Consider the following 24,208-nt stretch of genomic DNA (forward strand, 5'->3'; position numbering starts at 1 on the left):
TGCGATGACACTGACTCATTCCCCGAACGGCGACGCCGCCCGCACCGTTTGCCTGTTCACGGGCACGCTTGCCGCCTTCGCCGGGGCCGAACGCGCGGCGGCCACGCTGGCGAATGCGCTCGCGGCGCGCGGTCATCGCGTGCACGTGCTGTCGTTGTGGGGCCACACGCCCGTCTTCCCCATGGCGCCCGGTGTCACGCATCACGCGATGTTCGCCGAGCGCGTGGCGTTCAAGCATCACTACGTTTCCATCGTTCGGCAGGTGCGTCGCTATGTGCGCGAGCACGCCATCGATGTGATGATCGACGTCGACCCGATGCTCGCGCTCTACACCGTGCCTGCCACGCTCGGCCTGTCGCTACGGCGCATCGCCTGGGAGCACAGCACCTACGCGAGCGACCTCGGCCGACGCGCGCGCCGATGGGCACGTGCGCTTGCGGCACGTCGCTACGATGCCGTCGTCGTGCTCACCGACGCCGACCGCGACGCATGGCGAACGCATCACCCTCACGCCCGTGCGCAATTCGTCACGCTGCCCAATCCACTGGGTCTCCCGATCCCTGACGCGCCTCCCGAGCCCGACAGCGAAGGCGGCATCCTCGCCGTCGGGCGCCTGATCCCGGAAAAAGGCTTCGACCGCCTGATCGACGCCTGGGCGCGTATCGCCCGCGACGCGCCGGGCTGGCAGGTGCGTATCGTGGGCGATGGCCCGTTGCGAGACGCGCTGCTCGCGCAAGCCCGCCATGCCGGGGTTGCGCGCACCGTGCAGGTATTACCCGCCGTGGCCGATATCGCGCAGCACTATGCGTGGGCGGCGATCTACTGCCTGCCGTCGCGACGTGAAAGCTTCGGACTCGTGTTGCTCGAAGCGAAGGCGTACGCGGTGCCCATCGTGGCCTACGCTGCCGACGCCGGACCCCGTGCGCTATTGCATGACGAGGTCGACAGCCTGGTCGTCGACGACGGCGATCTCGACGGGTTGGCTGGCGCGCTGCGCCGGTTGATCGGCGATGCCTCGCTGCGCCGCAGACTTGGCCTGGCGGGCTACGCCCATGCGATGGACTTCGGGGCCGATGCCATCGCGGCGCGTTGGGAAGCGCTGTGGGCCGGGAGCGCGCCAACATCAGGGAGCACGCGATGAAGATCGCCCTGTTCGTCACCGGTCTGCAATTGGGCGGTGCGGAGACGCAGGTGGCCGATCTCGCCCGCGGTTTCCTCGCGCGCGGCCATGACGTTGCGCTCATCTCGCTCACGGGCACCTGTGCCATCGCCTTGCCGGCTTCACCGCGGCTCACGCTTGTCGAGCTGAAAGCGAGCAAGACACCGTGGTCGCTCGCGTGTGCGTTGGGGCGGCTCGTCGCGCACCTGCGCGCGTGGCAGCCGGAGGTCCTGCACGCCCACATGGTTCACGCCAATCTGCTCGCGCGCGTGGCGCGGTGGTTTGTGCCGGTGCCGGTGCTGGTGACCAGCGCGCACAGCCGTAATGAAGGGGGGCGTCTGCGAATGCTGGCGTATCGGCTGACGGATCGCTGGACGGACTTGACGACGAACGTCAGCGACGACGCCGTCGCCGCCTTCGTCGCGCAACGCGCCGCGCCGGCAGGACGCATCATACGCATGCCCAACGGTATCGACACGGATCGATACCGTCCGGATGCGCATGTCCGTTTGCAGTGGCGTGCAGCCATTGACGCGTTGCCGTCGGCGACGACACCCATCGTCTTCGCGGCGGGCCGGATGGTCGAAGCGAAGCGCTATCCGATGCTGATCGATGCGTTCTCGCACGTGCGCCTTGCAGTGCCCGAAGCGCGCCTGTTTATCGCCGGAGACGGGCCGTTGCGAGCCATGGTACAGGCGCTCGTGGAGGCGCGCGGACTGACCCATGCCATCACGCTGCTCGGGCGTCGCGACGATATCGCGCAATGGATGTGTACGGCGGACGTCTATGCGATGTCGTCCGCCTGGGAAGGGTTGCCGCTAGTGATCGGCGAGGCAATGGCCAGCGGCTTGCCCGTGGTGTCGACCGACTGCGGGGGCGTACGCGAACTGCTCGGCACCACCTCGGGCAACACGCTGGTGCCAACAGGCGACGCCCAGGCGCTCGGCAACGCCCTGATTCGCCACCTGCGCGCCGACGCGAGCGCGCGCCACGCGACCGGCGTGGCCAATCGCGAGCGCATTCTCGCCCATTACTCCCTCGATGCGGTCGTGACGCGCTGGATTGAGGTCTATGCCCGTCTGCGCGAAACGCGACGCAACGGCTCATGATTACGCCACGACATTGTCAATGACACCCCCTGTCCTGCTCTGCTCCAACACCTTCTGGTCGATCTACAACTTCCGGCGTGGCCCCATTGCCGCCCTGCTGGCGGCCGGTCATCCGGTGCACGTGGCCGCGCCCGACGATGCCTTCGCCACACGGCTCGCTGAAATGGGCTGTGTCGTCCATCGCATTCCGATGGCCGCCAAAGGACAAAATCCGCTTCAGGATCTCGGGCTGATGTGGCGGCTCTATCGTCTTTACCGGCAAATCCGCCCGGCGGTGATCTTCCATTACACGATCAAACCGAACATTTACGGATCGATCGCCGCACACCTTGCCCGCATTCCGTCGGTATCGATAACCACGGGGCTCGGATACGTCTTCATTCGCGAATCGCTGACCACCCGGCTGGCGCGACAACTCTACCGTGTCGCGTTTCGCCATACGCTCGAGAATTGGTTTCTCAACGCCGAAGACCACCGCGCGTTTGTCGAAGGCGGACTTGTCGCCATCGGCAAGACCCGGTTGCTGCCGGGAGAAGGTGTCGACCTCGCGCACTTCGCCAGGGCGCCGTGGCCGGCATCGAACTCGACCGCCGACGCCGCCCCCACACCGATGCGCTTTCTTCTCATCGCTCGTCTACTGCGCGACAAGGGCGTGCTGGAGTACGTCGAGGCCGCGCGTGCCCTTCGTAGCGAGATGCCGCATGTGACTTTTCAGATGCTCGGTGCAACCGACGTCGAGAACCCCACGGCCGTCACGCGCAGCGAAGTCGACGCGTGGCAGCGCGAAGGCATCGTCGACTATCTCGGCACCACCGACGACGTCCGGCCGAGCATTGCGAATGCGCATTGCGTGGTATTGCCGTCGTATCGGGAGGGCCTCTCGCGCACGTTGCTCGAAGCCAGCGCGATGGGCCGCCCGCTCATCGCGAGCGACGTGCCGGGTTGCCGGGACGTGATCGACGACGGCGTGACGGGTCGACTCGTGCGCGCACGCGACGCCGTTGCGCTGACCGCTGGCATGCGGGACATGGCTCGAATGCCGGCGAGCCAGCTCGTCCGAATGGGCGATGCCGGCCGTGCTAAAGTAGCGCGCGAATTCGACGAGAATGTCGTCATTGCAGAGTATTTTCGGATTCTCGGATCCCTCCCCGCATCATGCTGAGTCTTGCTATCGCCCTGGTCGTGTCGTTCGTCGCGACGCTCTTGATCGTTCGCTATGCGCACGTTCATGCCCGCTTTTCCGGCGATAGCGATGTCGCCGGGGTGCAGAAGTTTCACGTCCGTCCAGTGCCGCGCATTGGCGGTGTCGGCATCCTGGCCGGCCTGATCGTGGCCGCCACGGCGCTCGGCTTCTCGTATCCTGCCGTCTCGCGCGACATTCTCTTGCTCGTCGCCTGCGGCCTGCCAGCGTTCCTGTCCGGCTTCATCGAAGACCTGACCAAGAAGGTGACCCCGACCGCGCGCCTCATTTGCACGATGTTCGCGGCACTGCTGGCGTGGCTGCTGCTCGACATCCATATCACACGCATCGACGTCGGCGTGGCCGACCGCGCGCTGATGCTTGCCGTCGTGTCGGTGCCGCTCACCGTGCTCTGCGTGGCCGGAATGGCCAATGCCGTCAACATCATCGACGGATTCAACGGGCTCGCGGCGATGGTCGCCATGATCATGTTCGCCTCGCTCGGGTACGTCGGGTTCCAGGTGCAAGACCCTGTTGTGCTCACCACCTCGATGATCATGGTAGGGGCGATCCTCGGGTTCTTCATCTTCAACTTTCCCGGCGGACTGATCTTCCTCGGCGATGGCGGTGCCTATTTCCTCGGCTTCATGCTGGCTGAAATCGCCGTGTTGCTGGTCATGCGCAATCCGCAGGTGTCGCCCTGGTATCCGGCGCTGATGGTGATTTACCCGGCCTTCGAGGTCTGCTTCTCGATCTATCGCAAGCGCTTCGTGCGCGGCATCTCACCCGGCATCCCCGATGGCGTGCACCTGCACATGCTCGTCTACAAACGGCTGATGCGGTGGGCCGCCGGCGCCCGCACGGCAAGCACGCTGACGCAACGCAACTCCTTGACGTCACCGTACCTGTGGCTGCTATGCTTGCTGGCGGTGATCCCGGCGACGGTGTTCTGGCGGCACAGCCTGGTGCTCGCACTGTGCTGCGTCGCCTTCATGGTGACGTATGTCTGGCTGTATCTGCGCATCGTTCGCTTCAAGGCACCCCGCTGGCTGATCTTCAAGAAATGAACGCCCCCAGGAATGACGCATCGCAGGTGCGCAGCCATATCGCACGCCCCGCACGCCCCCTCCCTGATCGGGACAACAAGACGAGACAGCGCCTCCTACGCAATGCGTGACATCTATGCCATCGGCGACCTGCAAGGTTGCCAGACATCGTTTGAACAACTGCTCGCGCGCCTGCCCCAGGACGCGGATCTCTGGTTGGCGGGCGATCTCGTCAATCGCGGCCCCCGCTCGCTCGATACGTTGCGTCAGGTCATCGCGCTGGGAGATCGCGTCACGACCGTGCTCGGCAATCACGACCTTCATCTGCTGGCCGTGGCCGCCGGTGTGCGCCAGGCCCACGGCAGCGACACGCTCGACGATATTCTCAACGCGCCCGACCGTGATGCGCTCATCGACTGGGTTCGCCATCTCCCGCTCGCGCACTTCGCGCAGGGCCATCTGATGGTGCATGCCGGCGTGCTGCCCCAATGGGACGCCGCGCAGGTCGTCACGCTCGCTCGCGACGTGGAGCAGCAACTGCGTGGCCCGGCGTGGAAGACGTTCCTCTCGCGGATGTTCGGCAATCAGCCCGATCGATGGCAAGACAATCTGAGCGACGAAGATCGCCAGCGTCTCACGATCAACGCCCTCACGCGCATGCGCTTCTGCACGGCGGACGGGCGCATCGACTTCAAGATCAAGGAAGGCGCCGACGCCGCCACGGGCGCGTTGAAGCCCTGGTTCGACATACCCGGGCGTCGCACGGCCGACGTCACGGTGGCGTTTGGTCACTGGTCCGCGCTCGGGCTGGTCATGCGCGACAATCTGCTCGCACTCGATACGGGCTGTGTCTGGGGCGGGCAATTGACGGCGGTGAAGCTCGCCAGCTCGCCTGCCGCACGCGAGTTGATCCAGGTCGACTGCCCGCGAATTCACGATCCGTTAGCCTTCGCAGACGACAAGACGCGCAACAAGGTCAAGAAAGCCGATCAGGCCGATGACGCGCCCAAGGCCGCGAAAGCGGCGAAATCCGAGAAGGCGGAGAAGGCGGAGAAGGATGGTAAAGCCCGTAACGCCGTCGCAGGCAAGCTCGGAAAGATCAGAAAGATCGGAAAGGCTGAGAAAACCGAGAAATCAGCAAAAGCGGACAAAGTCGACAAGCGCGAGCGCGCAGAGAAAGGGGCGAAGCGCAAAGGCAATTGATCGCGTGCGGGCGTCGTCCCGCGGCCCGTCTCGTGACCTATACGTCGCCTAAGCCATCGTCCCAGCCAACGCAACCAACGAAAACGGCGCCCCGCAAGCGCCGTTTTTTGTGCCGTCGCACCGCACGTCAGACCTGAACGGCCCGCACCGTATCGCCGTCTTCGTCGCCCACGACCGAGTCGCGCGAACCGACCGAGCCGCTTTGCGGCAGCATCGCCTCGGGCAGAAACCCTTGCAGCGCTTCGCCCACGGCCTTCTGCGCGCCAAGCGCGAACTCGCGACGGTGCTGGCCGTCCTGCGGATGCTGAGGTTCGCCCACCGACAGCCGCACCGTCATGGGCGGCGCGCGCAGAATCATGTCGATGGACTCGATCAGACTCGTCTCGCCGATATATGCCGGCGCCATCGTATGGCGTCCGCTCTCGGCATCGGCATAAAACAGGCACAACGGCTGAACGGGCCTGGCCGTGGCCACCGGGGCCTGCAACAGATTGGCGTGGAAGGGCAACAAGCTCCGACCGTCCGTGGTCGTGCCTTCGGGGAAGACGGTGATGATGTCACCGTCGCGCAGACAATCGGACAAGTAGTGCATGATGCGACGCGCATCGGCACGGCGTTCACGTTGCAGAAAAATGGTGCGCGTCTGCACGCTCAGCCAGCCGACCAATGGCCAATGGCGGATCTCCGCCTTGGCGACAAACCGCACCGGTTGCCAGGCATTGATGGCGAAGATGTCGATCCACGACACGTGATTGCACAGCAGCATCACACCACTGTCGGGCAACGGCGAGCGCTGCTCCACTTCGAGTTGCATGCCGCAAAGCTTCAACAGCTTTTGCGACCAAGCGCGAATGCGCCGATGCTTCGCGGCTTCCGACAGAAACGGGAAAAACAGCAGCGCAGTCAGCAGACCGCGCGTGAGGTGCAAGCCGAGACGAATTTTTTTGATTAGCAACACGACAATCGCATCCTAGACGACGAGGGTGTCGTGCGCCACGTGGCCACCCACCAGCGTGAGCCGTACACGCCCCGGCAATTCGTATCCCAGAAACGGGGTGTTATGGCCGGCACTGCGCAAATGCTGCGCGTCCACGGCCCAGTGCGCCGACGGCGCAACCACGCAAACATCGGCCGGTTGTCCGGGCGCAAGCCGGCCGGCCCCCGGGGCCGCTGTCGCCAGTCGCTGCCCCGGCCCGTGCGTCACACGCGCCAGTGCATCGACCAACGGCACGCGCGACTCGTTGGCCCACTTCAGCACCAGCGACAGCAGTAACTCCACCCCGCTCGCCCCCGGCTCGGCTTCGGCAAACGGGACGAGGCGTGCGTCGGCCGCCAGCGGCGTATGGTCCGAGCAGATCGCGTCGACCGTGCCGTCGCGTGCGGCGTCGCGGATCGCCTCGCGGTCGCGTTGCGCTCGCAGCGGCGGGTCGAGCCGATACTGGGCATCGAAATAGCCGATGTCCATATCGCTCAAGTGAAGATGGTGTGCCGCAACGTCACATGTCACAGGCAACCCTTCGGCCTTGGCCGCACGCACAAGCGCCAGTCCCGCGGCTGACGACAAGCGGCACAAATGCACGCGCGTGCCCGTCACGCGCACGAGTTCGAGAATGGTCTGCAGCGCGATGGTCTCGGCCGCCACCGGAATGCCCGCGAGTCCGAGGCGCGAAGCGACGGCACCGCTGGCCGCCACGCCACCGGACGCCAGTGCAGCGTCCTGCGCGCGCAACCAGACGGCAAGCCCAAACGTGCCCGCGTATTGCAACGCGCGCAACAGCGTACGGTTATCCGCCATCGACGCATTGGCCTGCGACAGTCCAATGCAGCCCGCCTGGGTCAACTGCGCCATTTCCGTGAGGTCACGGCCCGCGAGTCCGACCGTCAAGGCACCCAGCGGATGGATCTGCGCATGGTGCGTGGCGCGCGCGCGCAATTGCAGCATCTCGACGAGATCCGGCTCGTCGAGCACCGGGTCGGTATCGGGCGGACAAACGACGCGCGTGACCCCGCCAGCCAGCGCCGCCGCCGCTTCGCTCGCGGCTGTCATGCGTCGCGCCGCCAGATCGACAAGCCCGGGCATGACCGTCAGGCCCGTCACGTCGACGGTACGATCCGCGGTGAAATCGGCTGGCGGCGTGCCCAGCCCGGCGATGACGCCCGCTGCGATGAAGACGTCCTGGACGCCGTCGGTGCGGGTCGCGGGATCGATGACGCGGCCGCCCTTCAGATGCAATTTCATGGCGCCCTCATCCGTGGGTTGCGGCGACGATACTCATCGCCGCCATGCGCACGGCAATGCCGAACGACACTTGTTCGAGAATGACCGACTGCGGACCATCCGCGACCGCCGAATCGATCTCCACGCCCCGGTTCATCGGTCCAGGATGCATCACGATGGCATCGGGTCTGGCCAGGGCGAGACGCGCCGGCGTCAATCCGTAATACTTGAAATACTCCCCTGCCGACGGCAGCAACGCGCCGCTCATCCGTTCGTTTTGCAGACGCAGCATGATGATGACGTCGACATCGCGCAGCCCTTCGTCCATGTCGTGGAATACGCGTACGCCCAGTTGCTCGAGCCCCGCGGGCAGCAGCGTGCGCGGACCGATGGCGCGCACTTCCGGCACGCCCAGTGTGGTCAGCGCGTGAATGTCGGAGCGCGCCACGCGCGAATGCAGAATGTCACCAACGATGGCGACGGTCAGATTCTGAAATTCGCCCTTGTGATGGCGGATCGTGTACATATCAAGCAAGCCCTGCGTCGGGTGCGCGTGACGCCCGTCGCCCGCGTTGATGACATGCACGTGCGGCGCGCAATGCTCTGCAATCAGGTAAGGCGCGCCCGATTGGGCGTGACGCACGACGAACAGATCCGCATGCATGGCCGACAGGTTGCCGATGGTGTCGAGCAGCGTTTCGCCCTTGCTCGTCGACGACGCATTGATATTCAGATTCAGCACATCGGCGGACAAACGCGCGGCGGCGATCTCGAACGTCGTGCGCGTACGCGTCGAATTCTCGAAGAACAGATTGAAGACCGACTTGCCACGCAACAACGGCACCTTCTTGACGTCGGCATCGTTCACGCTGACGAACTGCTTGGCAGTGTCGAGAATGTGCGTCAACACGGCGCGCGGCAGCCCTTCCACCGTCAACAAATGCTTCAGTTCGCCGTTGCGGTTGAGCTGCGGGTGGCCACGCCGACCGAGGATTCCGTTAGCCATGCAGGGGCTCCGCAGCGAGAGGGCATGACACGGCGTCGCGCTGGCGACGCTCAGGCGTGACGCCGGTCGGGATATCAGGCAGGAACATGCTCGTCGAAGTACTGCTGAAGGATGATGCGAGCGGCCTCGGCGTCGAGCGATGTCTTTTGCGAGACCTTGACCCCCGCTTCAGCCAGCGCTGCCGCGGCAGCGACGGACGAATAGCGCTCGTCGACCCATACGACCGGCACGTTGAATCGTCCGTTGAGTTGGTTGCCGAAGCGCTTGGCTTGCTGGGTCATCTCGTGCGGCGTACCGTCCGGATGACACGGCAGCCCGACGACGATGCGTTCAGGTTGCCATTCGGCAATGAGCTTGCCGGTCTCGGCGAACCGGACTTCACGATTGAGATTGGCCACGACGGTCAGGGCGCTGGCCTCGCGCAACACCAGATTGCCGATCGCGACTCCGATTCGGCGCTCGCCGTAATCGAAGGCGAGGACCGTGGCACTGCCTGCCGTCATGCGTGACCCGCGTCGGCGGACAGCATCGACGACGTGACGCCCAGCAACGCCAGCGCAGCGTCGAAGCGATCGGCCGGCGGCACATCGAACACGATGCCCGGGTCGGCCGCCACCGTCAGCCACCCGTTGCGACCTATTTCGTCTTCCAGTTGTCCGGCGCCCCAGCCCGAATGCCCAAGCGTGAGCAGGAACCGCTGCGGCCCTTGACCATTGGCAACGGCTTCCAGCACGTCCTTCGAGGTCGTCATCTCGAGACCGCCCGGCACCGACAGCGAGGAGCTATAGGGCGTGCCGGTCGGCTCATGCAACACGAAACCACGTTCGGTTTGCACCGGCCCGCCGAAGAACACCGGCTGATGCGCGAGAGGATCGATTTCCAGCTTGAGATCCAGCCGCTCGAACAGCGACTGCAGATCGATATCGGTCGGACGATTGATGACCAGCCCGATCGCCCCTTTTTCGCTGTGCTCGCACAGGTATACGACAGCGCCGGAAAACGTCGGGTCGGCCATGCCGGGCATGGCGATGAGGAACTGATTCGTGAGATTGATACGGTCGTTCGGCATAGGGCCAAAGTTTATCGGAAGCTGTTTGACGGTCTGCCGCCCGGATGTCGCGTTCCGCAGCGGGTGCGACGGGCCGGCAGACGAACTTTTTCCGCATCGTGATACGGCCATCGGCTGCCAATGGCAGCCTTTGCGCCGACTTTATCACGGAACGTCGCGCCCGGTGACGAGCCGCTGTCCGAATACGCTGGCGTCCAGCGCACGCTCGCGCCACATCGCCATTTCCGCGATCAGGTCGGGACGCGACTCCGGATACGTATCGGCGGCGAACTGATGCAGCATGCCGCGCAACGCCTTGACCGTCATCGCCAGCGCCGCCGGGCCGCCCGGCGCCGCAGGCGGCGAGACCGCGAGCCGCTCGCCGGTGGCAGCCACCGCCGCCGCGAGCCGCGCGACCGGCGCCAGCCCAATGCCCGCCGAGTATTCCGCCACCTTCGCGGCGACCGCCGGATCGTTCAAATTGGGCAGCGCGTCGTCCGCCAGGCTCAGAAACGTCTGGCAGACGTCCTGGCGCACCGCCAGTGGCCCAATGCGCAGCCAGTCGCGCGAACTGTTCCCCGCGCCCTGCTTCTGTGCGACCTGCGCGGCATCGACCAGCGGTTCGGGCAGGTGGCCGGGATGACGCAGCACGCCAAAGTCGGTCAACAGCGTGCCCAGCCACCGATCCGGGGCTTGTGAATGCCAGGTGGCAAGCGCTTCGAGCAGGTCGCGGCCGGGGACCGCCTCGCTGGCGCCCTTCGCGCCGGCACTCGCCACCGCTGAGGGGGCAGCCGCGGATGCCGCCCCGGCGTCCGGTACATCACGACGCGTCAGTTGTTTGCGCAATGCCATGTTCATCCGCCCGATCTGGCGCTTGTCGGCCAGACTGAGCGGCGTGCGGGCAAACCGCAGCCATGCGGCGGCCAGACGCCAGTAATCGAGCGGTGCCGTCGCGCCCGCGCGGTGGAGATCGGCGGCCAGATCGGCCAGTTGACCCAGCGCCGCCGTGGTATCGGTCGCCTGCGCATCGGGACGCAGCAGGCGCAACAGCACGCGCTCGACGTCCGCGCGCAATGGGGCGGTACCGGCCGGCAGGCCGTCCAGGCGCGGTTGTGCGACCGCCCACCCTGCCATACGAAGCTCGCCCGGCGACGGTGCGCCGGCCCAGTTCTCGGAAACAGCGTGAGCATCGGCCGTTGCCGGGACTGACGCCAGTGGGATTCCCACCGACCAGACATCGCGCTCGAACCGGCGCAGGGCATTACGCAGGGCGTCCTGACCGCCCGACTCACCATAGGCCGCCTCGGCGATCGCCTGCACGAGGCGCTCGCCATGCAACGCCCAATCGGCGTGGCCGCTCGACTGGAGCAGGCGGTTGGCCCGCCGCAGCGGCCCAAGCGACGCTGCCGGGCCGTTCGACCACGCGTCGGAGGCTTCGGTCAGCGCGTCTGCCACCTCGGGCAAACGCCACAAGGGCGTGTCGCGCGTCTCGCGCGGGGACGTTCCGGGGGTGTTGATGGTGGTGTCGGAAGGCGTTTGCGGCGTCACCATAGGCCATCTCCTGGCCATGCGGCCGGTCGTCGTGAATTCGGGCGGGAAGTCCGCTGCGTCACCGTCCCGGCCGATGGCCGGGCAGATCGTCGAGCACCACACCGTGCAGACGGCGTCGCGCTGATCGGATATCTCCGAGAACGCGGCAAACGCGCGAGGATCCCGGGGAACAGGCGGCTGGGCCGCCCTTCCTCAGATCTGCACCATCTCGAAGTCTTCCTTGCGGGCGCCGCACTCCGGGCAGGTCCAGTTGATGGGCACGTCTTCCCAGCGTGTGCCTGGCGCAATTCCCTCATCGGGCACCCCTGCCTCTTCGTCGTAAATCCAACCGCAAATGAGGCACATCCAGCTCTTGTATTCCATGCTTTCTTCAGCGACGAGCGTTCCGTTACAATGGCTTTGTCAACCGCTTCGGGCCCCGCCGACAGAGATGTCGTACGGTGTAGTGGGAACCTGCCGGTGCATTCGTTGTCCGGCGGGCGCTGCCCACGGCGCTTTTCAGCGCTCCGAAACGGGCATTTAAGGCGTGATGGTACCAACGAACCCAAGGCGTGACCAGATCGCCGTCTATCCTGCCTCCATGCACACTGAATCCCCTCCCATTCTCCTGAGCTTCGGACTCTCCGACCCCACTTCGGCCACCGGTGTCCAGGCTGACCTGCTTACCTTCGCCAGCATGGGGGGCTACGGCGTGTCGGTGCTCACCGGTTACTCCGCCCAAGACTCGCGCACCTGCAATGACGTACAGCCGGTCGACCCGGACTGGGTCGTCGACCAGGCCCGCATGCTGCTCGAAGACATGCCCGTCGCCGCCTTCAAGGTCGGCAGCGCCGTCAACGCCGAGAACGTCGCCGCCATTGCCGAGATCGTCGCCGATTACGACGAGACGCCTCTCGTGGTGGCGCCCGACTTCGGCTTGGCCGGCGAGCACCTGCTCTCGGCCGACGAGTTGCGAGAGGCCACGGCCGGCCTGCTCGTGCCGCAGGCCAGCGTGCTCGTCGTGAGCCCGGCCAATGCGATTGCGCTGGCACAGACCGTCACGGAGAACGAGAACCTTTCGCTCGACGAAGCGGTTGCCATCCTGTTGGAGAATGGCTGTGAATTCATTCTGGTGAGTGACAACAACGGGCCGCAATTCACACACACGCTCTACACCGACGGCGGCGTCGTGCGCGAGGACGCCTGGGACAGGCCCGCCCACAACGTGGCTGGCGCCATCGACACGTTGGCGGCCGCCGTCACCGCGATGCTCGCCAACGGTCTCGCCGTGCCCGAAGCCGTCAGCGAAGCGCAGGAGTATCTGCAACAGGTGCTGGAGAACGCGTTCCGCCCGGGCATGGGACGCCATTTCCCCGACCGCTTCTTCTGGGCGCGCAGCGAAGAGGCCGATCAGGAAGAGGAAGGCGACGCCCCCAAAGCTTGAGCGTAGGTTTTGGCTGCCCCCAAAGCACAACGCCCGCGTATCTCGCGGGCGTTGGTATTCATGATCGAGGCGGGTACGTCGGCGGTGTCCCCACCGGGCTTACGCCAGTGACGGCGACGTCCCTGGCGGCGCCGCGCTCGCGACGTCGTCCGCCTCGCCCTTCGGGCGCCCCCACGTCTCGATGACCCGCGTGACGAACGGCTTCAGCGCGTCACCCTGCTCGCGCAGCATCCGGACAAGCGCGGCGTACTGTCCTTCGAAAATCGCCGAGTTGTAGTACTTCAGGCGTCGAATGTCCTCGAGTGCTTCGTCGTCGCGCCCCGCGAGGGCCAACAGCACGATGTAACGCTTGATCATCGTCGGCCCGGCACCCAGCGCCAGCGCTTCGCGATGCGCCGCCAGTTTCTCGTCGAGCTGATCCCGATTCAGGAACAACGCCCCCGTGACCGCGTAGTCGCCATACGGCGTGAAGAAGAGCGCCGGATCCCTGCGATACGTCTCGATCTTGCCGGCGCGATAAGCCACTTCGACGCGCTGATAATCGTGATAGAGCCAGGGAATCGCCACGCACGCAAACAGCAAGATCACACCGTTGATGGCACCGGCAGCCGTGGGCGACACGCTATCGATCGCCTTCGTCTCGCAAAAGCCGAGCAGAAACAGCGCAGGCAGCAGAAAGAACGCATAGTGCTGCGGATACTCCAGCATGGCGTGCACCGCAAGCATGCCGAGCAGCACGAAGGCGAGCGCGACCGGGGCCGTCTTGATGCCGCGCACCGCACGGGCGAACCAGAACGCCAGCGGCAACAGGACCGCCAACGCACCGACAATGCCGGTCTTCGCGAGCAGATCGAGCAGCACGTTATGGGCGTTGTCCGCCATTTCAACGGGGCCAAGCTTGTCGACCAAGGCAAACTGCGCATCGATGTAGTTCGACCATCCCGCACCGAACCACCAGTGCTCGCGGAAGATCGCCAGACCGTACTCCCACAGGTTCAGGCGTCCCGTGACCTGGCCGGCCTGCTGCATTCTGGCCACGGCGCTCCCGTCAAGCGCCAACCCCCACCTGACATTCGCCCAGTTGACGAACATCGTCGCCAGGGCGAGCAGGGGAAGCATTGCGACCGGCACGAACCAGCGTGTCGACCGGCGCATGTTGCGCCCCGTCTCGGCGCGCGCCATCCACACGAGCCACACCCCGAACGCCGACAGCAGCGCCAGTTGCAGCCACGGCGTGCGCGAGCCAGTCAGACAGATACCGATATCGAACGCCGCGCACACCACAAACCAGAGCCAGGCGGGCAGCTTGCGCTGATACCAGAGATAGAACGCGCCCGCGCTGGCGAGCGACAAATACGTTGCCAGGTGATTCGGCTGATACATGTTGCCGAACAGGCGCCGCGCGACCGTCACCGAGTACTTGGCCACCAGCCAAGGCACGTCGGCTTCCAGATGAAACGCTTGCATGACCTGCGCGCCCACGGCGTACAGCCCCCCCAGGGTGAGGGCCACGGCACTCCATCGCATGAGCACGTCGCGCCATCCGAGTTGTGCCAGCCAGAACCCTGAATTCACGGCCACGATCATCGCCACGCCATAGAGCAGCGCGGTCATCATCAGTTGCGGCAGCTCGGTCGGCACGGTGGCACGCTGCACAAGAATGACCGCGACAAACGCGAGCGGCATCCATGTGACGCGAGGCATACGAAGCGCGCGCGCATCGCGCTGCCACACGGCGATCATCGAGAGCACACCCAGCAACGCGAACAGCGAAAACGTCAGCGCTTCCGCATAAAAGGTGGAAATCGGATATGTGTGCTTGACGAGGTTATAGGGCCAGGCCCAGATCAAGCCCATCGTGAGCCCGATCATCGAGAGAAGCAGAGGAGGAAACAAGATCGCCGCCGTGCAATGCACCCGTTGGAAGATGCGCAAGCATAACGAAAAATGGCTGCCCCGGGGGCAGCCATTTCACACCCGACGCGCGTGGCTACGCCGTCGATAATTCCGCCGCCTCGGAAGGCCACGCTGGAGGTCGCGCCACCGTTAGGCGGCCGTTAGGTCAACGTTACGTCGACGTAGTGCCGACGTAGCGCCGACGTAACGCCGACGTAACGCCGACCTCGCGTCGATGCAGCTCGACGCGACTCCGCCATCCGAACGGCGACCTCAGCCCGCCTTACCGGTGACCGCTGCCGCACGGCACTCCGGCGGTGCCAGCTTGCCCGGCAACGTCGCGCCGTTCGGCGCCCCTTCGCGGCCCTGGGCGTAACACGTCCACACGATCTGGCCTGCCGGGGCCTTGCCGACCGTCAGCGCCTTCTGCGCGCCGTCGGCAGCGGTGCTCGTCGGCACCAGCACCAGCGCACCGTCGCCCGCACGTTGCGTATAAGCGACCGTCACGTTGCCGGTCACGGCATCGATAGTTACTGCATTCACGTTGTCGGTCGCGCTCGGCGCCTGCCAGCCGCTGTTGAACGGCGCGCCGTGCATGGCGTTCTCGCTCACGAGTGCCTTGGCCGACGCCCCAGCCCCCAGCCCCTCGACAACACGTGCACGCACCAGGTAATTCTGCAAATACGGAACCCCAGCCATGACCAGCACACCGATGATCGCCAACACGATCATCAACTCGATCAGGGTGAAACCCCGGGACTTGGCAATACCGGAGGTCCGGTGGCCGAAACGACGCATTGTGTAACTCCCTGCAAAAGCAATGAAAACAAAAGGGACATCGGGGGGAAGTGGGCGGAGTATGCCATACCCCCTTCGGCCAGCGCCCTGCCACAGATCAAAATCGGGCGGGGCCGTACGGGTGAGGAGAATCGTCCTAGTCAAAGGCGGGACGATTCGTCCGATCGGAAGCGAGGCTACCGGAACATCCACCGCGGACCGACGACATCGGCCCCGACAATGGACTCAATCATTTCGAAGAGGTTGCACGCATTTGACGTGCTTCACTACGACGCTTGAGCACCAGGCCCACCACCACGACCAGCAGCATGCCGATCGCCGCCGCCACGTAATGCGTATAGTCGGCCGCAGCGCCCGGCAGATGCAGCCGGTCGCCAAGGCCAGGATCCGACGCGATCAGTCCTCCCGCAATCCAGCCGAGCAACGCCGCCCCGGCCATCACGATGAACGGGAATCGGTCCAGCGCCTTGAGCACCAGTTGCGAGCCCCAGACGATCAGCGGAATGCTAACAAGCAGACCGAAGATGACGAGCGGTAGCTGATGGTGATCGGCCGCCCCTTCCGCCGCGCCGGCAATGGCGATGACGTTGTCGATGCTCATCACCAGGTCGGCGATGACGATGGTCTTGACCGCGGCCCAGAGCTTGTCCGCCGGTTGCACGCTGTCGTGGGCGTCATGGTCGGGCACCAGCAGCTTGATCCCGATCCAGATCAGCAGCACCCCGCCCACCGCCTTGAGATACGGCACCGCGAGCAGCGTCACGGCGAACGCGATCAGGATCACGCGCAGCACGATGGCGCCGATCGTGCCCCAGACGACACCCTGCAAACGTTGCTTGGCCGGCAAATTGCGGCAGGCGAGCGCAATCACCACAGCATTGTCGCCACCCAGCAGGATGTCGATCATGATGATCTGCAGGACCGCAGCCCAGTTCAGCTCGGCAAAAAACGCAAGCATGGCGGGAATATCCTCAGGAACGAATGAATCGAATGACTTGGGAAATGCAACAGCAAAAAAGGGAGCCCGATATTCCGGGCTCCCTTTTTCCTGACCGATTGCACCGCCGCTGGTTCCAGCGGCGGAGATGCGGTCATCCCGCGCGAATTACAGCGCAGCCTTGAGCAGACGGCCCATTTCCGACGGATTACGGGTCACCTTGATACCGCAGGCGTCCATGATCTCCAGCTTGGCTTCGGCGGTATCGGCACCGCCCGAGATCAGCGCACCGGCGTGGCCCATGCGCTTGCCCGGGGGCGCAGTCACGCCCGCGATGAAGCCGACGACCGGCTTCTTCATGTTGCCCTTGATCCACTCGGCGGCCGTCGCTTCGTCCGGACCACCGATTTCACCGATCATGATCACGGCGTCCGTATCCGGATCGTCGTTGAACATCTGCATGACGTCGATGTGCTTCAGACCGTTGATCGGGTCGCCACCGATACCGACGGCGGTCGACTGGCCCAGGCCCAGCGCGGTCAGTTGACCGACGGCTTCGTACGTCAGGGTACCCGAGCGCGACACCACGCCGATGCGACCCTTCTTGTGGATGTGACCCGGCATGATGCCGATCTTCAGTTCGTCCGGCGTGATCACGCCCGGGCAGTTCGGGCCGAGCAGCAAGGTCTTGCGACCTTCGCGACGCATACGGTCCTTCACTTCGATCATGTCACGAACGGGAATACCTTCCGTGATGCAGATCGCCAGGTCCAGGTCGGCTTCGACAGCTTCCCAGATGGCGGCGGCAGCGCCTGCGGGCGGCACGTAGATCACCGACACGGTCGCGCCGGTCTGCGCCTTCGCGTCCTTGACCGAACCGAAAATGGGAATGCCCTCGAAGTCTTCGCCAGCCTTCTTCGGGTTCACGCCAGCGACGAACGCGTTCTTGCCGTTCGCGTATTCACGGCACATGCGGGTATGGAACTGGCCGGTCTTGCCAGTGATACCTTGGGTGATGACCTTTGTATCTTTGTTGATCAGAATCGACATTGCTTGATTTCCTTCATCCGGTTGCCGGGCAGCGTTCGCCTCCCCCTTGGGGGCCACGCGCCGCTGCGGCTTCGACTGTTCTGGTTACTTGCCTGCGGCAGCCGCGACAACCTTCTGGGCAGCTTCTTCCATGCTGTCCGCAGAGATGATCGGCAGGCCCGATTCGGCGAGCATCTTCTTGCCCAGGTCCTCGTTCGTGCCCTTCATGCGCACGACCAGCGGCACCTTCAGCGAGACGGCCTTCGAGGCTGCGATCACGCCTTCGGCGATCACATCGCAACGCATGATGCCGCCGAAGATGTTGACCAGAATGGCGGTCAGGTTCGGGTTCTTCAGCATGATCTTGAACGCTTCGGTGACCTTCTCGGTCGTGGCGCCACCGCCCACGTCCAGGAAGTTCGCCGGCTCGCCGCCGAACAGCTTGATGGTGTCCATCGTGGCCATGGCCAGGCCGGCACCGTTCACCAGGCAGCCGATGTTGCCGTCGAGCGAGATATAGGCCAGATCGAACTTCGAGGCTTCGACTTCTGCCGGATCTTCTTCGTCCAGATCGCGGTAAGCGACAATTTCCGGGTGACGGAACAGGGCGTTCGAATCGAAGTTGAACTTGGCGTCGAGCGCGGTGACCGTGCCGTTGCTGCTCACGTTCAGCGGGTTGATTTCGGCCAGCGACGCATCGGTTTCCCAGAAGGCCTTGTACAGACCTTGCAGGATCGTGCGGGCTTGGGCGATCGAAGCGTCGGGAACACCGATCTTCTTGGCCAAGTCGTCGGCTTGCGCGTCGGTCAGACCGGTGGACGGCTCAACGATAACCTTGTGGATCAGTTCCGGGTGCTTTTCGGCGACTTCTTCGATGTCCATGCCGCCTTCGCTCGAACCCATCAGCACGATCTTCTGCGAGATGCGGTCGACCACGAGGCTGACGTACAGTTCGTTCTTGATGTCGGCGCCTTCTTCGATCAGCAGGCGATTGACCTTTTGACCTTCCGGACCCGTCTGGTGCGTGACCAGTTGCATGCCGAGGATCTGGCTGGCGTATTCGCGCACTTGCTCGATCGACTTGGCAACCTTCACGCCGCCGCCCTTACCGCGACCACCTGCGTGGATCTGGGCCTTGACCACCCAAACCGGACCGCCGAGTTCCTCGGCTGCCTTCACGGCCTCGTCCACGGAAAACGCCGGAATGCCGCGGGGCACCGCGACTCCGAATTTCCGGAGGATTTCCTTGCCTTGATACTCATGAATCTTCATGCGTGATTCCCTTCTTGCTGAGTTGGAAGTTTGGGTTCGAGCTGGCGAGTCGAGTCACCATCGCGCACCGCTTCTGTCGTGGCGGGCGTCGTGGGCTCGTTCGCTCGATCGTTTGCGCGGCCGTTGAACCAGCGCGGGTAAAACCGGCGCACCGCCTCGCCATCAAACCGCAGGGCGTGACAATGTCCGAGTTGGAAAGGCGGCGCCGAAGCATCGGCCTCATTGGCGGCCTTGAGCGCCGTGTCGGGAGTGTGGATCACCTCGCCGGCGAAGGCCTGAATCGCTGCCGTGGGCAGGACACTGCAAAGCTCGGTCAGATGCGTACAACCCGCTGCGCCGCCGAGGCGCTCGCGCACCGCATGGCGGAAGCCGCGTCGCAGGTTAAGTCCGATCAATTGACGATAGTCTGGGCCGATCTGATCACAAATACCCGGATAGGGCACCCAGTCGGAGACGGCCTCGGCGTCATGCACCTCGAACTTTTCGTCGATCGTCAGGCGCAGCCATAGCGCATGAATCGGCGTGCCCTCCTTGCGAAGTCCCGTTGCCAATGCAAAATCCCGATCCTTGTGATCGGTTAGACAAGCTTCGATGTCCCATAGGCCATCGTCGCGCGAAAACGCTTCAACAGCGATCGCACGGCGGTGACGCAGGGTACGAGAGACAGGCTCAGAGAGCGGCATGCGAGAGTGTGCAATGCATGAACGCGGAAAGATCTGAATTCTAGCATAGGCGGCGAGGGGGTCTGCCGCAGCGCAACAGACGCCCACCGCATAAGGTCGAATAACCCGACCCGTCGGTCGGTTTATTGAAATTCAGAGAGCGATGGACGTATGGTGCAGCGCCGTATCGCGATAACTGTGGCATGACGCGTCACGCGAGTTGCCTCGTCATGTCACACCAGCATTCATGCGGGTTGCGAGTCCATGGTCGCCGCCGGCACTTCCCCGATGAATGGCGCGACATCCATCAGGAAAGTGATGAAAAACGCGTCAAAAGTCATCCAGGTATTCATCGGTACCCCGCACGATTTTGCTGATAACGGTACGCGAGAAACCGCGCGAGGCAAGAAATCGCATCTGCTTGGCACGCGCCTCGGGCGTCGTGGCAACTTCGCCGAACTTCTTCTGCCATACGGCACGGGCACGGGCGAGTTCCGTTTCGCGCAGTTGTGTCGCGAGCGCCGTCACGGTGTCGGCATCGACCTGATGCTGCTTGAGTTCGTTGACGATGCGCGTCGTCCCCATGCGTGAGGCACGCCGATGCACGATGCTTTGCGCAAACCGTTCGTTGGACAGCCAACGCTCCTGCTCAAGACTGTCGAGCACGCGATCGAGCGCCTCGGGATCGTCGGCGTCGGCAAAGGGTACCAGTTTGCGACGAAGTTCGGTCCGGCTGTATTCGCGACGCGCAAGATAAGACAGCGCGCGCGCCTTCAGGCTCAGCACGGGTTTGCGCGACGGCTTGGCCGCAACGGCCTCGTCGCCCGGCGGAGGCAGCGGCGCGTTCGAATCTCGGGGAGGACGGCGCATGATCATGACGTCATCGTGGTGCTCTCAAAGCGGGGGCCGGAAAACAAAAACGGCAACGCGGCGCCGACAGGCGTCGCGTTGCCGCTCCGGGACAGGTGGAAGGCCCTTAGACCTCGTCTGCTTCGACTTCGCCGGTCTCGTTGATGGCCGTGACGCCGAGCGATGCGCGCACCTTGTTCTCGATCTCGTGGGCGATATCCGGATTTTCGCGCAGGAACTCACGCGCGTTGTCCTTGCCTTGACCGATCTTCTCGCCGTTGTAGCTGTACCAGGCGCCGGCCTTCTCGACGATCTTCGCGTTCACGCCCAGATCGATGATTTCGCCTTCGCGCGAGATCCCCTGACCGTAAAGGATGTCGAAAATCGCTTCGCGGAACGGCGGCGACACCTTGTTCTTGACGACCTTGACGCGGGTCTCGTTGCCGACAACCTCGTCACCCTTCTTGATCGAACCGATTCGGCGAATGTCCAGGCGCACCGACGAATAGAACTTCAGCGCGTTACCCCCCGTCGTCGTTTCCGGGTTGCCGAACATCACGCCGATCTTCATCCGGATCTGGTTGATGAAGATCACCGTGCAGTTCGTGCGCTTGATCGTGCCGGTCAGCTTACGCAGGGCCTGGGACATCAGGCGCGCCTGCAGCCCCGGCAGCGAGTCGCCCATTTCCCCTTCGATTTCGGCCTTCGGCACGAGCGCCGCCACCGAGTCGATAACGATGAGGTCGATCGACCCCGAGCGCACCAGCGCGTCGGCGATTTCCAGCGCCTGTTCGCCCGTGTCCGGCTGCGAAATCAGCAGCTCCGGCACCGAAACGCCCAGTTTGTTGGCGTACCCGACATCGAGGGCGTGCTCGGCATCGATAAACGCGCAGGTGCCACCGACCTTCTGCATTTCCGCCACGACTTGCAGCGTAAGCGTGGTCTTGCCCGATGATTCCGGGCCGTAGATTTCAATGACACGGCCGCGCGGCAGGCCACCCACGCCAAGCGCGATGTCCAGGCCCAGCGAGCCGGTCGAGACGACCTGGATGTCTGCTTCGACCTCGCTGTCGCCCAGACGCATGATCGAGCCCTTGCCGAATTGCTTCTCGATCTGCGCGAGGGCGGCGGCCAGCGCCTTGCCTTTCTCGGCCGACAGATTGGCAGACCCTTTCTTGCTTTCTTCCATGAATCGTCCTTTGATATGATGAGCGAGACGGCTCGAGTGAGGCGTGAATGCTGGTACTGTATAAAAAACCAGTGCTCTTTGCAAGTGCCTGTTGTCCGAAAGCGCCGAAACGACAAAAAAAGCCGCGAATCACGCGCCGCAACATCACAGGAGACACACCGCAGCCGTCAGGCGACGGTGCCTCAACAAGCCTATCACGCCCATGCGAATTCTCATCGCAGAGGATGACAGCATTCTGGCCGACGCCCTGACCCGCTCGCTGCGCCAGGGGGGCTACGCCGTCGATCACGTCAAGACAGGACTCGAAGCCGATTCCGCGCTCTGCGCCCAGACGTTCGACCTGCTGATTCTCGACCTCGGTCTGCCCCGCCTGCCCGGTCACGAAGTCCTGCGCCGGTTGCGCGCGCGCAATTCCCATCTGCCCGTGCTGATCCTGACCGCCTCCGATAGCGTCGACGCCCGCGTCAAGGGGCTCGATCTCGGCGCCGACGACTATATGGCCAAGCCTTTCGCACTGGCCGAACTCGAAGCGCGCGTGCGGGCGTTGACCCGGCGCGGCGCGGGCGGCGGCTCGACGGTCATCCGTCACGGCCCGCTCAGCTTTGACCAGGTCGGGCGCACCGCCTATATCAATGAGCAGATGCTCGACCTGTCCGCCCGTGAGCTCGAATTGCTCGAAGTCCTGCTGCTGCGCACGGGCCGGCTTGTCTCCAAGGAGCAACTCGTCGACCACCTGTGCGGCTGGGGCGAAGAGGTCAGCAACAACGCCATCGAGGTGTACATGCACCGGCTGCGCAAGAAAATCGAGCCGAGCGGTGTACGCATCGCCACGATCCGCGGGTTGGGGTATTGTCTGGAGAAGCCGGCCGCCGCGCCTGCCAATGCGGCATAGTCTGCCGAGCACGGCCCCGGCCGTCCCAGCCTCTTTAGCCTTCCCGCCCGATGCGTCTGAGCTTTCGCCACCATCATCGCGCCACGCCAGCGGACTCGGACGCGTCGTCGGGCTCGTCCTCGTCGCCCGAGGGTCCGTCCTCACGACGCGACACCGTTTTGCCCTCCCACACCGACGATCCGCTTGACCGGTTCGATCGCTTCGATCGGTTCGACCCTTACGCCGATCCCTTCGTACGCCCCGGTTTCGGCGCGCCGCTCGAGCACGAGGCCGAACCGCCGCCGCGCTCGCTCTTCGGCGAAATCCTCGACTGGATGCTCGCGCCGCTGCTGCTGCTCTGGCCGATGAGCATTGCCGTGACATATCTTGTCGCGAAATCGATCGCCAACGGCCCGTTCGACCGGGCGCTCGAGACCAACACTTACGTCCTTGCCCAGCAAGTCCATTCGGATCGCGGCCAGGTCACACTCACGCTGCCCATGCCCGCGCGTGATCTGCTGCACGCCGACGCCACCGACAACGTCTACTTCCAGGTACTCGGGGCGAAGGGCGAGCTGGTCGGCGGCACAGCCGACTTGCCGCTGCCGCACGAAGACGATCGTCCGCCACCAGGCGTTGTCCAGTTTCGCGACGAGACCGTGGGCGGCAACGACATCCGCGTCGCGTTTACCTACGTGGACTTGCCGCACATGACGCCCGCCGGCAGCATGGCACTCGTGCAGGTCGCCGAGACGCTCGACAAACGTAGCCAACTGGCGAACGAAATCATCAAGGGCGTGATTCTGCCGCAGTTCGTGATCCTGCCGCTGGCCATCGTGCTCGTGTGGTTCGGCCTGTCGCGCGGCCTTGCGCCGCTGCATGCGTTGCAGGAACACATCCGCGCCCGGCGTCCCGACGATCTGTCGCCGCTGGAAGCGCGTCAGGCCCCGCCGGAGATTGCGCCGCTCGTGGGTTCGCTGAACGATCTGCTGGGCCGACTGGAGCAGAACATGAAGCTTCAGCAGCGATTCATTGCCGACGCCGCCCATCAACTCAAGACGCCGCTCGCGGGGCTGCGCATGCAGGCCGAACTCGCCTTGCGCCAGACGTCGCCAGACGAATTACGCCGCTCGCTGTCGCAGATCGCCGTGAGTTCCGAGCAGGCGGCGCGTCTCGTCAACCAGTTGCTGGCGTTGGCCCGTGCGGAGAACAGCGCGAACGACGCGGGCGCCTTCACACCGGTCAATCTCAGCGTGCTTGCCCGTAGCGCCATGCAGGACTGGTTCCAGGCCGCGTTCGCCAAGCGGATCGACCTCGGTTTCGAGGAGCCGCCGTTTCCAGTGTATCTGTCGGGGCAGCCGGTGATGCTTCGCGAGTTGCTCAACAATCTGATCGATAACGCGATCCGTTATACGCCAGCGGGCGGCAAGGTGACGGTGCGTTTGCGACATGAGGCGTCCGATGGCTTCATTCATCTGGAAGTCGAAGATACGGGACAGGGCATTCCGGCATCGGAGCGCCCTCGGGTGTTCGAGCGCTTTTATCGCATTCTCGGCAGCGACAGCGACGGCAGTGGCCTTGGCCTGGCCATCGTGCGCGAGATCGTGCAGATCCATCGCGGCGATGTAAGCGTGCTCGACCATGTCGACGCGCAGCACCCCGAAGCAACGGGCACCCTCATTCGTGTCACGTTCCCCCTCGCCGACGCGCCTATCGAAAACCCGCATGCGTGACGAAATCACGCGAAATACGTTCAATTCCA

22 protein-coding genes and 1 pseudogene are annotated in these 24,208 nt (G+C 64.4%); 8 read left to right on the forward strand and 15 right to left on the reverse strand.

The features are described 5' to 3' along the window. Positions 1-4 precede the first annotated feature (4 nt). From PTE31013_RS06745 to PTE31013_RS06765, 5 genes are all read left to right on the forward strand, one after another. Positions 5-1,141 carry a glycosyltransferase gene (locus PTE31013_RS06745; RefSeq protein ID WP_174978449.1) on the forward strand — a complete coding sequence of 379 codons (1,137 nt, stop codon included), beginning with the start codon at positions 5-7 and terminating at the stop codon, positions 1,139-1,141. Further along, positions 1,138-2,268, forward strand: coding sequence for a glycosyltransferase (locus PTE31013_RS06750; RefSeq protein ID WP_150612020.1), 1,131 nt, complete (start codon positions 1,138-1,140; stop codon positions 2,266-2,268). Before PTE31013_RS06745 ends, PTE31013_RS06750 begins: the two co-directional genes overlap by 4 nt. A gap of 19 nt (positions 2,269-2,287) precedes the next feature. Then, the gene (locus PTE31013_RS06755; RefSeq protein ID WP_150612021.1) at positions 2,288-3,430 is read left to right on the forward strand and encodes a glycosyltransferase family 4 protein; all 1,143 of its coding nucleotides are present in this window, start codon (positions 2,288-2,290) and stop codon (positions 3,428-3,430) included. After that, positions 3,424-4,515, forward strand: a complete 1,092-nt coding sequence (locus tag PTE31013_RS06760; protein WP_150612022.1) for an MraY family glycosyltransferase — start codon at positions 3,424-3,426, stop codon at positions 4,513-4,515. Before PTE31013_RS06755 ends, PTE31013_RS06760 begins: the two co-directional genes overlap by 7 nt. A gap of 102 nt (positions 4,516-4,617) precedes the next feature. Next, the gene (locus tag PTE31013_RS06765) at positions 4,618-5,697 is read left to right on the forward strand and encodes a symmetrical bis(5'-nucleosyl)-tetraphosphatase (RefSeq protein ID WP_150612023.1); all 1,080 of its coding nucleotides are present in this window, start codon (positions 4,618-4,620) and stop codon (positions 5,695-5,697) included. A 127-nt stretch (positions 5,698-5,824) separates the two neighbouring features. Here the strand turns inward: PTE31013_RS06765 and PTE31013_RS06770 are convergent, their stop codons facing one another. The 7 genes and pseudogenes from PTE31013_RS06770 to PTE31013_RS06800 form a co-directional block, all read right to left on the reverse strand. Next, positions 5,825-6,655: a lysophospholipid acyltransferase family protein gene (locus PTE31013_RS06770; RefSeq protein ID WP_150612024.1), complete on the reverse strand. Its 831-nt coding sequence runs from the start codon at positions 6,653-6,655 to the stop codon at positions 5,825-5,827. 12 nt (positions 6,656-6,667) lie between these two features. Then, on the reverse strand, positions 6,668-7,936 hold the full coding sequence (locus PTE31013_RS06775) for a dihydroorotase (protein WP_150612025.1): 1,269 nt from the start codon (positions 7,934-7,936) through the stop codon (positions 6,668-6,670). A 7-nt stretch (positions 7,937-7,943) separates the two neighbouring features. After that, positions 7,944-8,897 (reverse strand): annotated as a pseudogene (locus PTE31013_RS06780) (aspartate carbamoyltransferase catalytic subunit); the annotation flags it as partial. A 98-nt stretch (positions 8,898-8,995) separates the two neighbouring features. After that, on the reverse strand, positions 8,996-9,424 hold the full coding sequence (gene ruvX, locus PTE31013_RS06785; protein ID WP_150612027.1) for a Holliday junction resolvase RuvX: 429 nt from the start codon (positions 9,422-9,424) through the stop codon (positions 8,996-8,998). Then, positions 9,421-9,990: a YqgE/AlgH family protein gene (locus tag PTE31013_RS06790; RefSeq protein ID WP_150612028.1), complete on the reverse strand. Its 570-nt coding sequence runs from the start codon at positions 9,988-9,990 to the stop codon at positions 9,421-9,423. Before PTE31013_RS06790 ends, ruvX begins: the two co-directional genes overlap by 4 nt. A gap of 144 nt (positions 9,991-10,134) precedes the next feature. Next, entirely contained in the window at positions 10,135-11,520 is a 1,386-nt protein-coding gene (locus tag PTE31013_RS06795) for a hypothetical protein (RefSeq protein WP_150612029.1), read from the reverse strand. A 192-nt stretch (positions 11,521-11,712) separates the two neighbouring features. Beyond that, positions 11,713-11,883: a rubredoxin gene (locus PTE31013_RS06800; RefSeq protein ID WP_150612030.1), complete on the reverse strand. Its 171-nt coding sequence runs from the start codon at positions 11,881-11,883 to the stop codon at positions 11,713-11,715. Between the two features lie 217 nt (positions 11,884-12,100). Here PTE31013_RS06800 and thiD point away from each other — a divergent pair, with 217 nt between their 5' ends. Next, positions 12,101-12,943: a bifunctional hydroxymethylpyrimidine kinase/phosphomethylpyrimidine kinase gene (thiD, locus tag PTE31013_RS06805; protein WP_150612031.1), complete on the forward strand. Its 843-nt coding sequence runs from the start codon at positions 12,101-12,103 to the stop codon at positions 12,941-12,943. A gap of 99 nt (positions 12,944-13,042) precedes the next feature. On the opposite strand, the gene PTE31013_RS06810 is transcribed toward thiD, so the two are convergent. The 8 genes from PTE31013_RS06810 to recA all read right to left on the reverse strand — a co-directional run bounded on the left by PTE31013_RS06810 (position 13,043) and on the right by recA (position 21,575). Further along, positions 13,043-14,839, reverse strand: a complete 1,797-nt coding sequence (locus PTE31013_RS06810) for a PglL family O-oligosaccharyltransferase (RefSeq protein ID WP_150612032.1) — start codon at positions 14,837-14,839, stop codon at positions 13,043-13,045. 273 nt (positions 14,840-15,112) lie between these two features. Then, complete coding sequence (locus PTE31013_RS06815) at positions 15,113-15,637, reverse strand: pilin (RefSeq protein WP_150612033.1); 525 nt, start codon at positions 15,635-15,637, stop codon at positions 15,113-15,115. A 229-nt stretch (positions 15,638-15,866) separates the two neighbouring features. Further along, complete coding sequence (locus PTE31013_RS06820) at positions 15,867-16,595, reverse strand: TerC family protein (RefSeq protein WP_150612034.1); 729 nt, start codon at positions 16,593-16,595, stop codon at positions 15,867-15,869. A 147-nt stretch (positions 16,596-16,742) separates the two neighbouring features. Next, a complete protein-coding gene (sucD, locus tag PTE31013_RS06825; RefSeq protein ID WP_010804058.1) occupies positions 16,743-17,624 on the reverse strand; it encodes a succinate--CoA ligase subunit alpha in 882 nt (293 codons plus the stop codon). 84 nt (positions 17,625-17,708) lie between these two features. Further along, on the reverse strand, positions 17,709-18,875 hold the full coding sequence (gene sucC / locus PTE31013_RS06830; RefSeq protein ID WP_150612035.1) for an ADP-forming succinate--CoA ligase subunit beta: 1,167 nt from the start codon (positions 18,873-18,875) through the stop codon (positions 17,709-17,711). After that, positions 18,872-19,558, reverse strand: a complete 687-nt coding sequence (locus PTE31013_RS06835; RefSeq protein WP_150612036.1) for a DUF2889 domain-containing protein — start codon at positions 19,556-19,558, stop codon at positions 18,872-18,874. The genes sucC and PTE31013_RS06835 overlap by 4 nt, the downstream gene beginning before the upstream one ends. A gap of 309 nt (positions 19,559-19,867) precedes the next feature. After that, positions 19,868-20,407, reverse strand: coding sequence for a recombination regulator RecX (recX, locus tag PTE31013_RS06840; RefSeq protein WP_343039547.1), 540 nt, complete (start codon positions 20,405-20,407; stop codon positions 19,868-19,870). A 106-nt stretch (positions 20,408-20,513) separates the two neighbouring features. Next, on the reverse strand, positions 20,514-21,575 hold the full coding sequence (recA, locus tag PTE31013_RS06845; RefSeq protein ID WP_150612038.1) for a recombinase RecA: 1,062 nt from the start codon (positions 21,573-21,575) through the stop codon (positions 20,514-20,516). A 202-nt stretch (positions 21,576-21,777) separates the two neighbouring features. Between recA and PTE31013_RS06850 the strand changes: the two genes are divergently transcribed. Next, positions 21,778-22,467 carry a response regulator transcription factor gene (locus PTE31013_RS06850; RefSeq protein ID WP_017232933.1) on the forward strand — a complete coding sequence of 230 codons (690 nt, stop codon included), beginning with the start codon at positions 21,778-21,780 and terminating at the stop codon, positions 22,465-22,467. A gap of 50 nt (positions 22,468-22,517) precedes the next feature. Then, the gene (locus tag PTE31013_RS06855; protein ID WP_150612039.1) at positions 22,518-24,179 is read left to right on the forward strand and encodes a sensor histidine kinase; all 1,662 of its coding nucleotides are present in this window, start codon (positions 22,518-22,520) and stop codon (positions 24,177-24,179) included. Positions 24,180-24,208 lie beyond the last annotated feature (29 nt).

It is taken from the genome of Pandoraea terrigena, assembly GCF_902459705.1.
Taxonomy (GTDB): Bacteria; Pseudomonadota; Gammaproteobacteria; order Burkholderiales; family Burkholderiaceae; genus Pandoraea; species Pandoraea terrigena.